The 17,043-nt window shown below is 51.6% G+C and carries 15 protein-coding genes and 2 pseudogenes; all 17 read right to left on the bottom strand.

Translation table 11 applies throughout. The annotated features are described in order from the left end of the window. Nucleotides 1-686, bottom strand: a 686-nt coding sequence (locus ACLTD4_RS20025) for an aminoacetone oxidase family FAD-binding enzyme (protein ID WP_412331507.1), incomplete at its 3' end; no start/stop codon positions are given. 131 nt (nt 687-817) lie between these two features. Further along, a complete protein-coding gene (locus ACLTD4_RS20030; protein WP_117620661.1) occupies nt 818-1,204 on the bottom strand; it encodes a hypothetical protein in 387 nt (128 codons plus the stop codon). A gap of 51 nt (nt 1,205-1,255) precedes the next feature. Continuing rightward, nucleotides 1,256-2,941: a polysaccharide biosynthesis protein gene (locus ACLTD4_RS20035; RefSeq protein WP_117620660.1), complete on the bottom strand. Its 1,686-nt coding sequence runs from the start codon at nt 2,939-2,941 to the stop codon at nt 1,256-1,258. After that, entirely contained in the window at nt 2,931-4,085 is a 1,155-nt protein-coding gene (locus ACLTD4_RS20040) for a DUF3048 domain-containing protein (RefSeq protein WP_117620659.1), read from the bottom strand. Before ACLTD4_RS20040 ends, ACLTD4_RS20035 begins: the two co-directional genes overlap by 11 nt. Continuing rightward, nucleotides 4,082-4,577, bottom strand: a pseudogene (gene ybeY / locus ACLTD4_RS20045) (rRNA maturation RNase YbeY). Before ybeY ends, ACLTD4_RS20040 begins: the two are co-directional and overlap by 4 nt. Further along, nucleotides 4,561-5,592 (bottom strand): PhoH family protein, encoded by a 1,032-nt coding sequence (locus tag ACLTD4_RS20050; protein ID WP_055652819.1) that lies wholly within the window; start codon nt 5,590-5,592, stop codon nt 4,561-4,563. Before ACLTD4_RS20050 ends, ybeY begins: the two are co-directional and overlap by 17 nt. Continuing rightward, nucleotides 5,579-6,826 carry a sporulation protein YqfD gene (gene yqfD / locus ACLTD4_RS20055; RefSeq protein WP_117620658.1) on the bottom strand — a complete coding sequence of 416 codons (1,248 nt, stop codon included), beginning with the start codon at nt 6,824-6,826 and terminating at the stop codon, nt 5,579-5,581. The genes ACLTD4_RS20050 and yqfD overlap by 14 nt, the downstream gene beginning before the upstream one ends. 26 nt (nt 6,827-6,852) lie before the next feature. Then, nucleotides 6,853-7,119 (bottom strand): YabP/YqfC family sporulation protein, encoded by a 267-nt coding sequence (locus tag ACLTD4_RS20060; RefSeq protein ID WP_002603991.1) that lies wholly within the window; start codon nt 7,117-7,119, stop codon nt 6,853-6,855. Nucleotides 7,120-7,264: 145 nt separating this feature from the next. Further along, nucleotides 7,265-7,441 (bottom strand): 30S ribosomal protein S21, encoded by a 177-nt coding sequence (rpsU, locus tag ACLTD4_RS20065; RefSeq protein WP_003504099.1) that lies wholly within the window; start codon nt 7,439-7,441, stop codon nt 7,265-7,267. Nucleotides 7,442-7,579: 138 nt separating this feature from the next. After that, nucleotides 7,580-10,186: an alanine--tRNA ligase gene (gene alaS, locus ACLTD4_RS20070; protein WP_055652820.1), complete on the bottom strand. Its 2,607-nt coding sequence runs from the start codon at nt 10,184-10,186 to the stop codon at nt 7,580-7,582. Between the two features lie 51 nt (nt 10,187-10,237). Beyond that, nucleotides 10,238-10,387, bottom strand: a complete 150-nt coding sequence (locus ACLTD4_RS20075) for a hypothetical protein (RefSeq protein ID WP_002603989.1) — start codon at nt 10,385-10,387, stop codon at nt 10,238-10,240. Nucleotides 10,388-10,595: 208 nt separating this feature from the next. Beyond that, nucleotides 10,596-11,492 (bottom strand): lysozyme inhibitor LprI family protein, encoded by an 897-nt coding sequence (locus ACLTD4_RS20080; RefSeq protein ID WP_117620657.1) that lies wholly within the window; start codon nt 11,490-11,492, stop codon nt 10,596-10,598. Between the two features lie 104 nt (nt 11,493-11,596). Beyond that, nucleotides 11,597-12,073 carry a ribonuclease HI gene (gene rnhA / locus ACLTD4_RS20085; protein WP_055652822.1) on the bottom strand — a complete coding sequence of 159 codons (477 nt, stop codon included), beginning with the start codon at nt 12,071-12,073 and terminating at the stop codon, nt 11,597-11,599. Between the two features lie 18 nt (nt 12,074-12,091). Then, nucleotides 12,092-13,693 (bottom strand): MBL fold metallo-hydrolase RNA specificity domain-containing protein, encoded by a 1,602-nt coding sequence (locus ACLTD4_RS20090; RefSeq protein WP_117620656.1) that lies wholly within the window; start codon nt 13,691-13,693, stop codon nt 12,092-12,094. Nucleotides 13,694-13,797: 104 nt separating this feature from the next. Then, nucleotides 13,798-15,273 carry a stage IV sporulation protein A gene (gene spoIVA / locus ACLTD4_RS20095; RefSeq protein ID WP_002603984.1) on the bottom strand — a complete coding sequence of 492 codons (1,476 nt, stop codon included), beginning with the start codon at nt 15,271-15,273 and terminating at the stop codon, nt 13,798-13,800. Nucleotides 15,274-15,420: 147 nt separating this feature from the next. Further along, nucleotides 15,421-16,386 (bottom strand): CPBP family intramembrane glutamic endopeptidase, encoded by a 966-nt coding sequence (locus ACLTD4_RS20100; protein ID WP_117620655.1) that lies wholly within the window; start codon nt 16,384-16,386, stop codon nt 15,421-15,423. 16 nt (nt 16,387-16,402) lie between these two features. Beyond that, nucleotides 16,403-17,020, bottom strand: a pseudogene (locus ACLTD4_RS20105) (ABC transporter ATP-binding protein). Nucleotides 17,021-17,043: the final 23 nt, after the last annotated feature.

Here is a 17,043-nt window from a genome sequence, read left to right on the forward strand (position 1 = left end):
TCCGTAAACTGCAGTTCTCCCCGGTCGGAAGCGGCCGCTTTTCCATCGGAATACAGTGTCACAGAAGCCTCTGTCCTTACGCCTGCAAACTGTTTATACCACGTCTCCCTGCATTTTAACTGCACCAGGGCCGGAAGCGGCTCTATCACGCTGTGTCCCAGACTCTCCGCCAGCTTATAGCCGCTGCCATCCGATCCCGTTCCGGGCGCCGCTTTGGACCCTGCCGCGAGAATGACCGCATCCGCCTTCATGTCTCCCTGGGATGTGGCGAGTTCCAGCTTCTTTGACACGCTTAAGACCTCACATTCACAGAGAACCGGGATCTTTAAGCGTTCCAGCTCGAAGCGCAGCGCATCCAGCACAGAAGACGCCTGCCCCGTGGCGGGGTAAACGTATCCGTTCCGGTCCGTCAGCACCAGACCAAGATCCTCAAAAAAGGAAAGTGTCTCTTTTACCGGCACCTCCCCGACCACCTTCCATGCAAATCCGGGATTCTCCCCGCGGAAGGCATCCTTTCTCATATCCAGGTTTGTTAAATTGCATTTCCCATTCCCGGTAGACAGGATCTTCTTCCCGGGTCTCTTTGTATGTTCCAGAATCACGGCGTCGGCTCCCTCCCTGGCAGCCGCAATCGCAGCCGTCATACCGGAGGCGCCTCCGCCTATGATCATCACTTTTCTCTTCATGGATTCCTCCTCGCTGTAAGCACTTGGCGACCGTACTGTCACCAGCCCTATTGTATCCGGTTCCTCCATTCAATTCAAGCATTATTTTTCCTGACGAGTCCTGTGTTTTGGTCCATTCGGTCAGACACACTCTAGCTCGTATACGACTCCAGATAGTTAAACACCTCAATCATGGAGGAGAACCAGATGCCATCCATAAGACGGCCCCGCTCCTCCTCCGGGAAATCGGTGACCGGCATATGGGTATACAGGCAGATCGTCGTCTTATCCTGATACAGGACAAGCAGATAACCGTCTTCCGATACGAGATAAAATTTCTCCTTTTCCTTCTCCGGCGCAGGCGACACCTTCTCCTGATTGATGACGATCTGGTCCTCCGTCACGGTCTCCGTCTCCAGAGTCGCTCCGGGTATGGCCTCCTCCGGCTGCACGCTGTCCCTGGTAATAACAAAACCGATTCCGAGGCAGAGAAGCGAAGTGGCTGCAAATAAAAGAAAGCAGAACATATACTTCTTCATAGGATAATACCTCCTTCGAAGTATAGTATCTGCTTTCTTCTCTCATTTTAATCACATCAAATGGCATTTCTGTGCGATTCTTACCAGTTTCGTACCGCCGGGCATACCGGCAAGCTCTGTCTCATCCACACAGCGCAGCTTCAAAAGCAGGACGCCGTAGACCATAACTGCCACCACAATCGCCAGAAGGACGCCGATGGTGTTGCTCTTGACCGTCATATGAACCAGCTTGTAAACGCCGTAAGCCGCCCCGCCCATGATACCGGAGGCGATGGTCGGAAGAATGAACGTCTTCTTCATCTCCTGCCTGTAATTTAAGAACCGTCTGATGGAAATTCCATTCAGGATGCACATAAAGAGCGCAAACAGAATGTTGGAATATACCACACTGTAGATCCCCATCTTAAATCCGAACAGCATGATGCAGAGCACAAGGATATGGAGCACAAGCGAAATCACTGCGTTCTTAAGCGGTGTCTGCATATGGTTGATTCCCTGCAGAACGGCGTTGGTAACCGTGGACAGGGAGAAGAATACGACAGCCAGCGAACCGTACATCATCATGCGAATCAGGTTGGTGTTATCGTAACGGCTGAACAGCAGATTGCACACGGGGCCTGCGAGCACGGTAAGTCCTACCGTGGCCGGAATCGCGATCACCATGGAAAAGCGAATGACCATGGAAACCCTGCTCACGATCTGTCCGCGGTTTTTGCCTGCCACCGCCCGCGACAGGGACGGAATCAGGGAGGAGGCCAGCGAATTGGCTATGGCCACCGGAATATTAAACAGCAGGTGGTACTTTCCGGCATAGACGCCCCAGGTTGAGACGGCCTCCGACGCTCCCATTCCGAGAAACGCCATCCCTTTCCCATAGATGCTGTTATCGATGACCGTGCTGATATTGTAAGCCACGCTGCTCATCACGATGGGAAGAACGGTCATCAGCAGAACGGAGGAGATCTCGCCGTAGCTGTCTCTCCGTCTGGTCCGGTCACGCTTTGCCTGCCTCATCATGACAGGCCGGTAGCTCGCCATCAGAAAAAGCAGGAAGAGAAGCCCTGCCACCGCGCCCGCGCCTGTACCGATGGTGCCGCCGGCGGCTCCGAAGGCAAAGGAAAATTCCGTGGTTTCATGCACCAGGTTTGCCTTTAATCCTGCGTTGAACAGCCGTTCCGCCGCCACAATACTGATAACGGCATTGATAATCTGCTCAAAAATCTGCGAAAGGGCCGTGGGAATCATCGTCCCCAAGCCCTGAAAATATCCGCGGAACACACCGAGATACGCGATGACCCATATGGTAGGAGCCAGCGTCTTAAGCGCATATCTGGTATACGGCATGTTTAAGAAACGGGTAGCGAAAAAATCAGCGCCGAACCACAAAACCGCGGCTCCGATCCCTCCGACTACCGTGCCATAAAACAGAGCTGCCTTTAAAATACGGACCGAATTCCTATACTCTTTCCTGGCATTCTTCGTCGCAATCATCTTCGAAACAGCCGTTGGAAGGCTGTAGGAGGAGACGATCAGCAAGATAGAATAGATGGTAAAAGCCGAACTGTAGTATCCGTTTCCCTCATCCCCCAGAATGTTGGCAAGGGGAATCCGGTACAGCATCCCGATCAGACGCACAATGATTCCCGCCGCCGCAAGAATCGTTCCCTGTATGATAAAATTTGACGCGCCCTTTTTCTCAGGCTTTTTTCTGCTTCTGCTTGTCCTGTTATTTTCCATAAACCTCTACATTTGAGGAATCCTGTGCGGAAATAACGCATATCCACGTCTTTCCCTGATTCAGAATCACCTCGTTATTCTCCATGTCGTAATAATGTGTCAGGCCGAACTCCCCGTCCTTCGTCCACTTCACCGGAATCGCCTTCCCCTCCGTGGCATAGAGCCCGTAAGAGTCGTCGTGAACGTTGATATCCAGATAATCCGTGGTGGCGTAGTGCCCTGACGGGCAGTACTGGAAAAGAATATTCTTCACGGCGATCGGGCCTTCATTGCCCTTATGGGCCGCTCCGTACTGATACCGGTAGTATAAGCCGTCGCTCTCGTTATATTCAAACCACGGCTTATTCATCACGTAGCCCGGATAGACCCTGGCCGCTTCCATCACACTGGGCGCTCCGTCCAGCGTCACCTCATGGCCTGTTTTCGCAAAGCGGTAATGGCCCTTGTAATCCGCGCTGTAGCTCTCTGAGTATCCCAGCTGGGCGATTGCCTTGTTCAGCCGTTCTCCGCTGGAATACGCGTTGTGGGGTGATTTACGGTCCTTCGTCCTGTAATACGCCACGGTGCCGATTCCATCCAGCCCGTTGATGTTGTCCACATTGGCCAGATACGGCTTGGCAAAGGTGCTCTGCCCGTAGTGAGCGTAAATGGCGTCAAACTCGCGGGCAAAGTATGTATAATACGTCCGGCAGCTCCTCACGGAACCGATTCTGTCCAGATCGTTGTAATCCTCGATAATGGCCATGTAACGGTTCATGCCGCCCTCCACAGGGGCCTCATACACGATATCCGCCCGGTTGATGCCGTACTGCGGAAGCGACGCCTTGTCGTTGCTCATCATGATCGCGATGGGCCTGCGGTTTCCGATTGCCGCATCGACCATCTCGCCAGTTAAGTAGCTACGGATCTTTCCATCCTGCTCGGTGCGCTCCTCGAAGGTGTACCAGTCGCCGGATTCCACAGCCTCCTCCGCAGGCGCCTCCGTGGTAGTCTCAATCTTAATCTCTTTCGTAGGGGCGGGCGTGGTGTCCGTCTCTGCCGAGGCGTCCGTCACAGCCACCTCCTGATATTTTCCCTGGCATCCGGTCACCGTTCCCATCAAAAGGATCAGTCCGGCCGCACAGAACCATGCCCGTTTCTTCATCGTTCGTATCCCCCTCGTTTCAGAATCTCTTCCTGCTTTTTCTCCATGACGAGACGTTCCTCATCCACCATGTGATCGTGCCGCACAGATGCAGCATGCTGTGGCCACCAGAAAGGCCAGCTCCCGCGTCTCGGAATGGCCGTATTTTTCCGCCTGCTCTTTCACCTTGTCCACGGAAATGACGATGTCCCCCAGCAGCAGCTCCCCTGTCTCCGGATTGAAGTAATCGCTTGCCATGTCTTCCAGACGGTCAAAATCCGACGGGCTGTCGTAGTCGGCCATTGGAAACGACAGCACATCGGTCGCACGATCGATCTCCCGGTATTCTTTATTGATCTGCCGGATGTCCTCGTCATCCGTAAGGAGCACATTCACCTCCGCCTCATAAGGGCAGTTCTCATAATCCAGTGCCTCGTTCACCACAGCGGTAATGATCTCCTCGTACGGAAGCTTTAACTCCTCTTCCGTCTCATACTCAATATGAATCGTCATAACGTGCCTTTCTGCCTCCGGGGGCTTTTGTTGTCTTTCGTTCTTTCTCTGCAGGTTTTTTCTTCGTCTCGTAATCATCGTAAGCCTGTACTATCTTCTGGACCAGCGGATGGCGCACCACATCGCTGCTGTTTAAGTAACAGAAGCCGATGTCATCGATGCGTTTCAGCACGCGGACCGCAGTATCCAGACCGGATACGGCTCCGGCCGGCAGATCCTTCTGCGTCTGGTCACCGGTGACAATGACCTTGGAACCGAATCCGATTCTCGTCAGGAACATCTTCATCTGCGCCGGCGTGGTGTTCTGCGCCTCATCCAGGATTATATAGGCGTTGTCGAGTGTACGGCCCCGCATGTAAGCGAGGGGCGCCACCTCGATCAGCCCTTTCTCCGCATTGTGTAAGTAGCTCTCCGCGCCCATGATCTGATACAGTGCATCGTAGAGCGGCCGTAAATACGGATCGATCTTGCTCTGTAAATCGCCGGGCAGAAAGCCCAGCTTCTCTCCCGCCTCAATGGCCGGACGTGTCAGGATAATCCGGCTCACCTCGCCGTTTTTAAAGGCCTGGATCGCCATGGCCATGGCAAGGTACGTCTTGCCGGTACCGGCCGGGCCGATTCCGAATACGATCATCTTTTTCCGGATCTGATCTACATACTGCTTCTGCCCCATGGTCTTCGGCTTCACCGGCTTGCCTGTAATGGTCCTGCAGATGATGTCCTTGTCAATCTCCAGAATCTGTCCGTCGCTCTCCGAGAAGGACAGGGACAGGGCATAATCCACGTTCTGCTCCGTGATCGCATTTCCACGCTTCGACAGCTCGATCAGATTATTAAATACGCTCTTCGCCTTCTGCACCATCTGTTCCGGGCCGATGATCTTCAGCGCGCCGTCGCGTTCGATCATGGTAACATGAAGAGTCCTCTCTATTTTCTTCAAATAGCTGTCAAACTGTCCGCAGACATTCTTCTCGTGTTCAGCCGGTATATCTATGATTGTCTCAATTACGCTCATTGGACTCTTTCGTCTCCTCTTGTTCCTGATTAATTGGTATCTCTACGCTCGTCCGTTCTCCCACGGGTTCCTCCGCCACAATATCGATGGCAATTTGGCATAAAGATTCATTATCTAGTATTTTAACATGATTTTCCAGAATTTGTACCCCTTTTTCCAATAAATTTTTTTTCAAATTCTCGTTGATGGTTTCAGCCGCCTGATTCTTCTCCTCCTCCGTATAGGGGCGCTCGTAGGAAATGTACTCTTTGGCCGTGATATCGCCGAGATATATGGGCAGATAAAAATTCTGAAACAGGTGAAGCTGATCCTCTTCCATAGTCACCTTCCAGGTGGTCCCCTCCTGCTTCGGGCGTATCAGCATCAGGGAATACTGAAATGCCTTCGCATACTTCCCGCGGCGGATTCTCCCCGTTTCCACGTCCACGCGCTTAAACAGCGGCATCTGCCTCGTGATATGGTATTCCGTCCGCGCCGTGATATCCGCGTCGGAATGGACATAGTGCGTGTTCATAATCTCCTCGCCGTCGCCGATGACGTGGAGCGTGCCGCTCACCAGTACATCGCCCTTCTTTACCTCATCGCCCACGGAAACCGCCGGAACGCCCTGGCGCACGATCATGGAGGTAATCACGCCGTCCTTTGACGCCACGATGTCGCAGGGTGACTCATCCTTAACGGGTATTTCAGAGAGGACCTCGTTCTCCTTTATTTTAACCAGAAGACGTGTTCCCGATACCCTGGCCGATACCCAGGTAATTTCCGGAAATGCGCTCCGCAGCGATTCTTCCAGAGCGTCGCAGTCGATCTTCGATTTTATCATGCCATAGCGGATATCCTCTGTTTCACAGTATTTCAAAAGGGTGTCATACGTATACATGTGATTTCCGTCAAACTCGATATCCCAGATAAAGATGGATAGTATGTAAAGCAGGGCAAAAAAGGACACCATCCCGGCCGCGTAGAGCTTTCGCTTCCTGTTTCTGTATAAAAAAAAAGGAAGTCCAAACTTTCCCAGTACCTTAAGTCTGACCTTCGATTTCCGGACAATGGGTTTTATCTTCCTAAACCCTTTCACGGTCATATAAAAGCGATAGGAATGGCCTGTATCGGACACTCCCCAGATTTCTATCTCATGAACGCTGCACATATTAAAGAACCGTTCCGGAGAAAATCCCGTCATCTCCACGAACAGATAACCGGACATCCGGTGGTTAAGCCATGTTACAATCACGCTGGTACCTCCTTGTTTTTCTATCCTTATTCAAACTCCATGGATTTGATGAGTCCATTAATCTTCATCTCCTCATTCGTATAATATTCAATCACAAGGCGGCTTCCCGATACCGCCACGCGGCACGTCTTTGCCTGGAGCTTAATCAGGGTATCTGTATAGAGAATGATGCCGCGGTAATTTTCAATCACAACACTGTGGCGCCCCAGAAAAGATACCAGCACTTCGCCCAGGACCACATCCTTCGGAAGCTTTAAGTTCTCAGCTGCACTAAACTTCATCTCTTCGAACATATCGTTTCTGCCTTTCAGCCAATGATATTATACTATATGCAAAAACGGCGTCCGATTATGCAGGGTAACGTGAAAGTTAACAGGAAACAAAGAAATCCCTGATCATAAAATGACCAGGGACTAACCTTGTTTGACTAATCAATTATTAGTTATATTTACGTTTTCTTGCAGCTTCAGACTTTTTCTTACGTCTTACGCTTGGCTTTTCGTAATGCTCTCTCTTACGAATTTCCTGCTGGATACCTGCTTTCGCACAGTTTCTTTTGAATCTGCGTAAAGCGCTATCTAAGCTCTCGTTGTCTTTAACGATTACATTTGACATAGCTCACACCTAACCTCCCTCCAGTTGTGTACTTGTGCATAATACAACTGTTTGGGTATTTTATAGCACTGATATGATTATAGCATAATTTTCCCATTCGTCAAGGAAAATTTCATTTTTTTCCGGGAAAATTCTTACTTATTTCATCTGGCCTTCCACTACTTTATAAACCTCTTCCAGACAGGCGTCAACTCCGGCCGGATTCTTGCCGCCGGCCTGGGCCATATTCGGCCTTCCACCGCCGCCGCCGCCAACGAGTCCTGCGACAGCCTTGATTAAGTTGCCTGCATGGGCCCCCTTCTTCTGCGCTTCCTCTGTAGCGGTTGCCATTAAGTTCACTTTGCCGTCCATGACGGAAGCCAGTACGATCACTCCTTCACCCAGCTTATCCTTTAACTGGTCTCCCAGATTTCTTAAGCCGTTCATGTCCACATCGGCAACCTTCGTAGCCAAAACCTTGACACCGCTGATCTCCTTCACCTGGTCCATAACATCTCCCAGGGAGTCCTTGGCCAGCCTGCTCTTTAGCTTCTCATTTTCAGAATGGAGCGCCTTGATCTCCTCAAGCATGGCTTCAATCTTGGCTGTCAGTGTCTGAGGCGTGGCCTTCGCCGCCTTCGCCGCCTCGTGAAGCTCGGTCTCTGCATCCTGATAATACTTCATCAGGCCGTCGCCTGTCAGGGCTTCGATTCTGCGCACGCCGGCTGCGATTCCCGTCTCAGATAAGATCTTAAAGGAGCCGATCACGCCTGTATTGGAAATATGAGTACCGCCGCACAGCTCCGTGGAGAAATCCCCCATCTTCACCACGCGGACATTCTCCCCGTACTTCTCGCCAAACAGGGCCATGGCGCCCGATTTCTTCGCCTCGTCAAGGCTCATAACCTCTGTCTTTACATTCAGCGCTTCTTTAATCTTCTCATTGACAAGGCATTCCACCTTCTTAATCTCATCCGGTGTCATGGCGGAGAAATGAGTAAAGTCGAAACGAAGACGGTCTTCATCCACATAGGAACCTGCCTGCTCCACGTGCTCGCCCAAAACGGTGCGGAGCGCCTTCTGAAGCAGATGGGTCGCGCTGTGGTTCTTGCCGGTGCTCATACGGCTCTCTTCACAGACCTTTAAGGTGACTACGTCGCCGATCTGGAACATGCCCTTCTTCATCCTGCCTACATGGCCGACCTTGCCGCCCTGTAAATGAATGGTGTCCTCCACCACAAACTCGCCGTTTGCACTGACAATTACACCCTTATCGCCCTGCTGGCCGCCCATGGTGCCATAGAACGTAGTCTCTTCCGTCACAATCGTGCCGGTCTCGCCATCCGTCAGCGCTTCCACCAGATCCGTCTCTGTCGTCAGAGCGGTGATCTTAGAATCGCAGGCAAGCTTGTCGTATCCGACAAATTCCGTGGTGAGCGCAGGATCGATGGACTGGTACACCGTCACATCAGCGCCCATGTAGTTCGTGGTCTTTCTGGCCGCTCTGGCCTTCTCGCGCTGTTCCTGCATGGCCTTCTTAAAGCCATCCTCATCGATCTCAAAATGCTTCTCTTCCAGAATTTCTCTCGTTAAATCCAGCGGGAATCCGTAAGTATCATAGAGCTTAAATGCATCCTCACCGTCCAGCACCGTCTTGCCTGCGGCAGCCATCTTCTCTTCCATCTCGCCGAGAATGGCAAGTCCCTGGTCGATGGTCCGGTTAAACTTATCCTCTTCCTCGGTCAGAACCTTTAAGATCATGGCTTTCTTCTCTTCCAGTTCCGGATATCCGTCTCTGGAAAGCTCAATTACGGTCTTGGAAAGCTCCGCGAGGAATCTTCCCTCGATGCCGAGCAGCCTTCCGTGACGGGCCGCTCTCCGAAGCAGACGGCGCAGCACGTATCCGCGTCCTTCGTTGGATGGCATGATGCCGTCGGAAATCATAAAGGTGCAGGAGCGGACGTGGTCTGTGATCAGACGCAGGGAAACGTCAACCGATGCATCCTTCTGATACTCCGTGTGGGCAAGCTCTGCAACCTTGTTTAACAGAGCCTTGATGGTGTCCACATCAAAGATGGAATCCACATCCTGAACCACCACGGCCAGACGCTCAAGACCCATACCGGTATCGATATTCTTCTGGGCCAGTTCCTCGTAATTACCATGTCCGTCATTCTCGAACTGGGTAAATACGTTGTTCCATACTTCCATGTAACGGTCACATTCACAGCCCACGGTGCAGCCCGGCTTTCCGCAGCCGTACTTCTCCCCGCGGTCATAATAGATTTCAGAACACGGTCCGCAGGGGCCTGCTCCATGCTCCCAGAAGTTGTCTTCCTTGCCAAAGCGGAAGATACGTTCCGGGGCAATGCCGATTTCCTTATTCCAGATATCGAAAGCCTCGTCGTCGTCTAAGTAGACGGATGGATATAACCTGTCCGGATCCAGTCCTACAACCTCTGTCAAAAACTCCCAGGACCAACGGATCGCTTCCGTCTTAAAATAATCTCCAAAGGAGAAATTGCCCAGCATCTCAAAGAAGGTGCCGTGGCGGGCGGTCTTTCCCACATTCTCGATATCTCCGGTTCTGATACACTTCTGGCAGGTGGTCACACGCTTTCTCGGCGGTATCTCCTGTCCTGTAAAATATGGCTTTAAAGGCGCCATACCTGAGTTGATTAACAATAAGCTGTTATCATTATGCGGAACCAGGGAGAAGCTTTTCATCGCCAGATGTCCCTTACTCTCAAAAAATTCAAGGAACATTCTCCTAAGTTCATTCACACCTGTCTTGTTCACGTTACTGTCCTCCGTTAGTTATTTACTTTCTTCTGTCACACTGCCTGCATTCTTCGCATCCTTATAATCTCTGTACTTCTTGCCGCACACGATTCCCCCTCCTGCCACTGCAAGGAAAAACAGAAACTTGATTGCTGTCTGCAGAAAACTTGCTAAAATTGCTGTCATAGATTCAACCTCCGTTCTTAATACATTAGCCAAACTCATTGTACTATCCTATCATATCGAATTTTATTTATCAAGATGTTGCTGTCGATTTTCTGTGATATTTCCTAAATCCACACGGCAACGCCGTTATACCTCCGGTTATCTTTCCACAAAATCGAAGTCCCCATACAGAACCGGTACTTCTGTTCTGTATGGGGATTCTTTTTTTCTAACCTTCATTCTCCGCAGGCAGCGAGTTAATATACGTTTCCACGAGATCGTACGTCCTTGTTCTCGTGGTCTCGGCCTGGGAGGCCGTGTATTCGACGCCTTCCAGAGAACCACCGCTGTACTTTCTCGCCGCTTCCTCCGCTTTTGTATCCCTGCTCTTCAGCCAGGTCTGCTGCTCGCTCTCCAGCTTTCCTTTCGCATCCTCGTCCAGTCCGTTCATGATTTCCGCGTAAATGGTGTTCATCTCAATATTCCAGAGCTTAAACTCCTTCTCGGCCAGCGTCTTCATGGAGTACGTAGTGGAATCAGAGGATTCGCTGCGCATCTTCTGCACCTGGGCGTCCAGCTCTGCCAGACGTTTTTCGTAGTAGGCCAGCTTTTCCTCCTCGTCGCTCTGAAGCACTGCGCTTCCGCCCGGACCTAACGGAGATATGGATGGGGCTGCCGCCGCTGCCGCATCCGCCTTGCTTCCCGGTCCTGCTGCCGCTGCTTCCGGGACCGCTTCATCTGCAGCCTCCTTACTCTCATCCATCTGAATGGATTCCGGAGCAGGCACCGCCGCTCCCTCTGCCGCCATCATCCGGGATGAAGCAGGTTCCGGTACTGCCGCCCCGGCGGCCGCTTCATCCGTGTTCCCGGATACTGCTCCTTCTTCCCCGGCGGGGACTGTTTCTTCCATACGCTTCCTGGCCGCGGCGGGAAGCTCCGTACCCGCTCCCTCCGTATAAGCCTGCGGCATGCCGCCGCCCGCTGTCGTCCCGGGCATCTGCGTCACCGCGACGGTATCCAGAGAGCCGCCGTTCTGCCGGATAAATCTGCTGGTCGCAAACGTCACCGCGATTCCGATGATCAGGATGGCAACGATTACAAGCCAGATTCCTCTATTTTTATTCATGATTATCATCCTAACATACTTTGATAAAATTACCATATCATAAATAAAAAAGAAAGGAAATAGGGTACGTTAATTAGTAAGAGATTGTAAGAGATACGTAAGTTTTACAGGCCTTCATCCACCAGTAAGTTGTCCCCATCGGCGGCAGTGGTCGCCAGTGTATCACACCGCTCGTTTTCCGGATGGCCGGCATGTCCCTTTACCCAGCAGAAGGTGACGCGGTGTGGTTCGATGGCCTTTAAAAGCCTCTCCCACAGGTCGATATTCTTGACCGGGCCGCTCTTGCCGCGCTTCCAGTTGTTCTTCACCCAGTTATCGATCCAGTGCTGGTTAAATGCATCCGTCAGATACTTGGAATCCGAATACAGCTCCACCTCGCAGGGCCGGTTTAACGCCTCCAGTCCCGCGATCGCAGCCATCAGCTCCATACGGTTGTTGGTCGTCCTCACATATCCGGCCGACAGCGTCTTCTCATGGAGCTGCCCTTTGGAATCAGTGAACTGAAGCACAGCTCCGTAACCACCGGGTCCGTCCGGATTTCCTCTTGCAGCTCCATCTGTAAACAATAGTACTTTTCCCATCTTATGTCACTCTCCTAGCTATCTGTCCCATTTATCGCATAATGAATTGATCTGGTCTGCGAATTTTGCCAGATCCTTGTTGGCTCCGCCCTCGTTGTGGCGGATCACCGACAGCAGGCGCTCTCCGGCTGCCAGCAGACGCGCATAGACGCCTACCGCCCGCTTCGCCGTCTCCACCGTCTTCGTTACAACAACTCCGGCCCTCTGCTCCAGCCATCTGCCGGAGGCCAGGTCGTAAACGGAGCCGGAAAACGGCGCCTCCGCCTGATATCCATACTCTTCCTTTAAAACCTGCCCAAACGAATCGCACACGTCGTCATTCCCGTGTACCAAAAATACTTCCCCTGGCTTCTCCTCAAACGCATTCAGCCACTGAATCAGCCCTTCCATATCTGCGTGGGCGCTCATTCCATCCATCTTTTCAATGTGGGCCTCCACATGAATGGTTTCACCGAACAGTCTCACCTCCCGGCCGCCTTCCAGCAGGCTTCTGCCCAACGTCCCGATGGACTGATATCCCGTAAAGACGATGGTACATTCAGGCCGCCATAAATTATGCTTTAGATGGTGCCTGATCCGGCCTGCGTCGCACATGCCCGCCGCAGAGATGATAACCTTCGGTTTTGTGTCGAAATTGATATCTCTCGATTCTGCGCTGGTAACGGAGAGCTTCAGTCCCGCAAATGAGATCGGGTTAATCCCTTGCATGACGAGCGCCTTCGTCTCCTCGTCGTAACAGTCCGTCAGATTATCCTTAAACACATTGGTCGCCTCGACGGCAAGCGGACTGTCGACATAGACCTCGAATCCGTCGTGGCCCTTCACCATGTGCTCCGCCTTGATGATGCGGAACATGTAGAGAAGCTCCTGCGTCCTGCCCACGGCAAATGCGGGAATCACCACATTGCCGCCCCGGTCCAGCGTCCTCTGGACAATATCCGCAAGGATGGAAACGTGGTCCGGTATCCGGCCGTGAAGCCGGTCGCCATACGTACATTCCATTACCACGTAATCCGCGTTTTGGATATACTGCGGATCCCGGATCAGCGGCTTGTTCTTGTTGCCGATATCACCGGAAAATACGATCTTCTTCGAAATATCATTCTCTGTGATCCACACCTCAATGGAGGCAGACCCCAGTAAATGTCCGACATCGGTGAACCGAATGGTAAGGCCCTCCTCCAGTTTTATTATTTCATCATAATTACAGGGGTTAAACTGCTTTAACACCCCTACCGCATCATTCATTTCATACAGCGGCACTTCTTCCTGCCGCCCGGCTCGTCTGGCCTTCCTGTTCTTCCACTCTGCCTCTGATTCCTGGATATGCGCGCTGTCCTTCAGCATGATGTTGCACAAATCCGCTGTGGCTTCGGTGGTGATGATTTCTCCGCGGAACCCTCTCGCATAGATAAACGGAAGCATCCCGGCATGGTCGATATGGGCATGAGTCAGGAGCACGTAATCGATCTCCGAATAGCTCACCGGAAGCTCTGCATTCTCAAAATAGTCCACACCCTGCTTCATACCGCAGTCCACCAGAATCTTAAGTCCTGCGGCCTCTAAATAGTGGCAGCTGCCGGTAACCTCATGGTCCGCACCGATGAACATTAATTTCATTGAAAGCCCTCCTTATTTTTCTTCTGTCGGTCATTTTCCTATTATAGCATAAATTGAAACCTCGTGAAAGACCTCATCCTCCTCTTCTGCCATTCATGCTCATTTTATATGATAATGCAGATCATTCCTCCGTTGCTGTCGTTGATAATCTTCTGTAGCGTATCCTGAAGCTTTAACTGACAGTCCTCCGTAAGCTGGGAGACTTTTGCGGAGATTCCATCCTCCACGATCTGTTCGATGGACTTTCCAAATATATTGGTATTCCAGATGCCTTCCTCGCTCTCTCTGGCATTTTCCTTGATGTAGGCGATCAGATCCTCCGCCTGCTGTTCGCTGCCGACGATCGGGGCGATCTCCGTCTGGATATGGGCCTTGATCAAATTGATGGAAGGCGCCTCCGCCCGCATCTTAACGCCGTATTTGTTGCCGTGCTTGATCACTTCCGGCTCATCCAGGATAATTTCCGAGCGTTCCGGCGTCACGACGCCATACCCTTTTAATCGCACCTGGCTCATGGCCTGGTTCACCTTTTCGTACTCCGCCCGCATCTTTGCAAGATCGCTTAAGGTCTGCATCAGCTGGTATTCGCCTTCAATGGGGATTCCCACGTAGTCGCTTAAGATCTGGTAATAATAGCTGTCATCCACGTCCATGCCCATGGAAACGCTTCCGTCCGCCATATTCATATTTTGTACCTTTACGGCCCGGATACTCTCGGCCGCACCGTCAAACAGATCCGACGTGATATCCTTCATGTGGGTAACCTTTTTCACCATGTCCTTGGCGGCCTGGATAATCTGGGATTTCAGCCAGTGGCTTGCAGGCAGAATCTCCAGCCATTTGGGGATATAGAAATCCATCTCCGTAACCGGGAATTCCTTCAGCACGCGTTCCAGGATATGATAGACGTCATCCTTTTTCAGCTGTTCACAGTTCACCGGCATAACGGTCACGCCGTATTTTTCCCTCATATCCTTTGCCAGGGCCGTGGTCTCATCGGAATACGGCCTTACGGAATTTAAGAGGACGATAAAGGGTTTTCCAAGTTCCTTTAATTCAGTAATGGTCCGCTCTTCTGCGGCTATGTAGTTGGGGCGTTTCAGTTCCCCGATGGTGCCATCCGTCGTGATCACGACACCGATGGTGGAATGGTCATTGATGACCTTTCTCGTTCCGATCTCCGCAGCCTTCGTAAAGGGAATCTCATATTCAAACCACGGGGTCTTTACCAGGCGTTCCTCATCGTTTTCGATGTGTCCGGCAGCTCCTTCGACCATAAATCCAACACAGTCGATAAGCCGCACCTTTGCCTCAATCTCATCGCCCAGCCGGATCTCAGCCGCTTCCTTCGGTATGAATTTGGGTTCCGTCGTCATGATCGTCTTCCCGGCCGCGCTCTGCGGAAGTTCATCTCTCGTCTGTGTTTTCTGATGCTCATCCACCATTTCCGGCAGCACCATCAGTTCCATAAACCGTTTGATAAAGGTGGATTTTCCCGTCCGCACCGGTCCTACAACGCCTATATAAATCTCTCCATTGGTCCGGGCTTTAATATCACTGTATACATCAAAATTGTCCATAAAGATACCCCCTTCTGTGCTGTTATAATATATGCGGGGGATCACTTAATATTCCAGCAAGTCTTTTTAAGATTTTTTGATGTTTCGTTCTTCGTCCCAAAGGGAAAGCCCCAGGTTCTTCCGTCCCTGGGGCTTACTCCTCATGAATCAGCGAAGCGTTTCCTGCTTCTCTTTATCGCTTAAGAAATCATAGTTTGAATTGCGGTAATAATACCAGACAAACAGAAAGCTGAGCAGGGTCATTATGGTGGTCAGTATGCCTCCCTCGATCCCAAAGGCTCCTCCGTTCAGCAGATTGCTTTCCATATATTTTGTTGTGATGATGCCGGGGGGCTGGAGGCCGCTGACAGGCATTCCGTAGACCACCCCCTGAAAGATATTCCAGGTAATGTGATATCCAATACACATCCATATGGATCCCGACCTTAAAAACATATAGGAAAAGAGTATCCCGGCAAGTACGATATTTGAAAAGGAAAAAAACGTTACTCCCGGATTCCTCAGATGAAGCAGTCCAAAAATCACGGAAGGGACAATTATAATAACAGGTACATTGCGGCACCTCCGCAGAACAGCCATTAAAAACCCGCGGTTCAGCGCTTCCTCCGCGATCCCCACCAAAACAAAAGCGACCAGCCACCAGAAGGTCAGCCCCGAGACCGTAATTCCGTCTGATACGATACGGCCCTTTCCTATTGTAAGAACCAAAAGAAAGATGACAGAGCAGTTTACAATTCCCAGCAGCATACCTGCCGCTCCGTCTTTTCTGCTCTGCTTACAGCTTAAGGAATCCAGTCCCATCTCCCGGACCGAATGCTTCATCACCAGGCGCCATATGACGATTGGTACTGCCAGCATAAGAACATCTGTAAGTATCTGAAACGCAACAGGCAGTGAGACGTCATTGAACCAGTCCACCAGGCCGGAAACCTCTCCGGTTGCCGGATTAATATCGCCTGTGGCAATCAAAATCTTTCTCAGTACCTCTATGATCCCAATGCTGGAGACAAGAGACAGACGATCGTAAGCCACCATTGCGATCAGGATAATCCACCCGGACCGGACCTGTCCGAATCTGTTTTTTACCAGTCTGTTGTTCCATAATCGGCTCAATGGCGGCTCCTTCTGCCTATTCACTTAAATAGGCCTTCTTCACAGAATCATCATTCATCAGTTCCTTCGCATCACCGCTCAGAACAATGTCGCCCGTCTCTAAAACGTAGGCCCTGTTAGCGATGGAGAGCGCCTTCTTCGCGTTCTGCTCCACCAACAGCACCGTGGTTCCGGACTTGTTGATCTCCTGAATAATGTCGAAAATCTCGTTTACGTAGATCGGAGACAGACCCATGGACGGTTCATCCATGACGATCAGCTTCGGGTGAGACATCAGCGCGCGCCCCATGGCCAGCATCTGCTGTTCACCGCCGCTCAAGGTACCGGACGGCTGGTTCTTACGCTCCAGCAGTCTCGGAAAACGCTTGTAGATCATCTGCAGCGTCTCTTCGATCTCCGTCTTGTCTTTTCTCGTATAGGCGCCCAGCTTCAGATTCTCTCAAACACGGTCAGATCCGCGAATACATCGTCTGCCCTGGAACGTGAGCCATTCCCATGCCGACGATTTTGTCCCCGCGGACCTTCGTTGGTATCGCCCGTCAAAGCCAATCGAGCTGCCTGCCGCTTTCAGCAGACCGGTGATCGTGTGCAGCGTCGTCGTCTTTCCCGCGCCGTTGGCTCCGATTAAGGCCACGATCTCCCCTTCATTTACTTCAA

It is taken from the genome of Hungatella sp. (assembly GCF_046966825.1).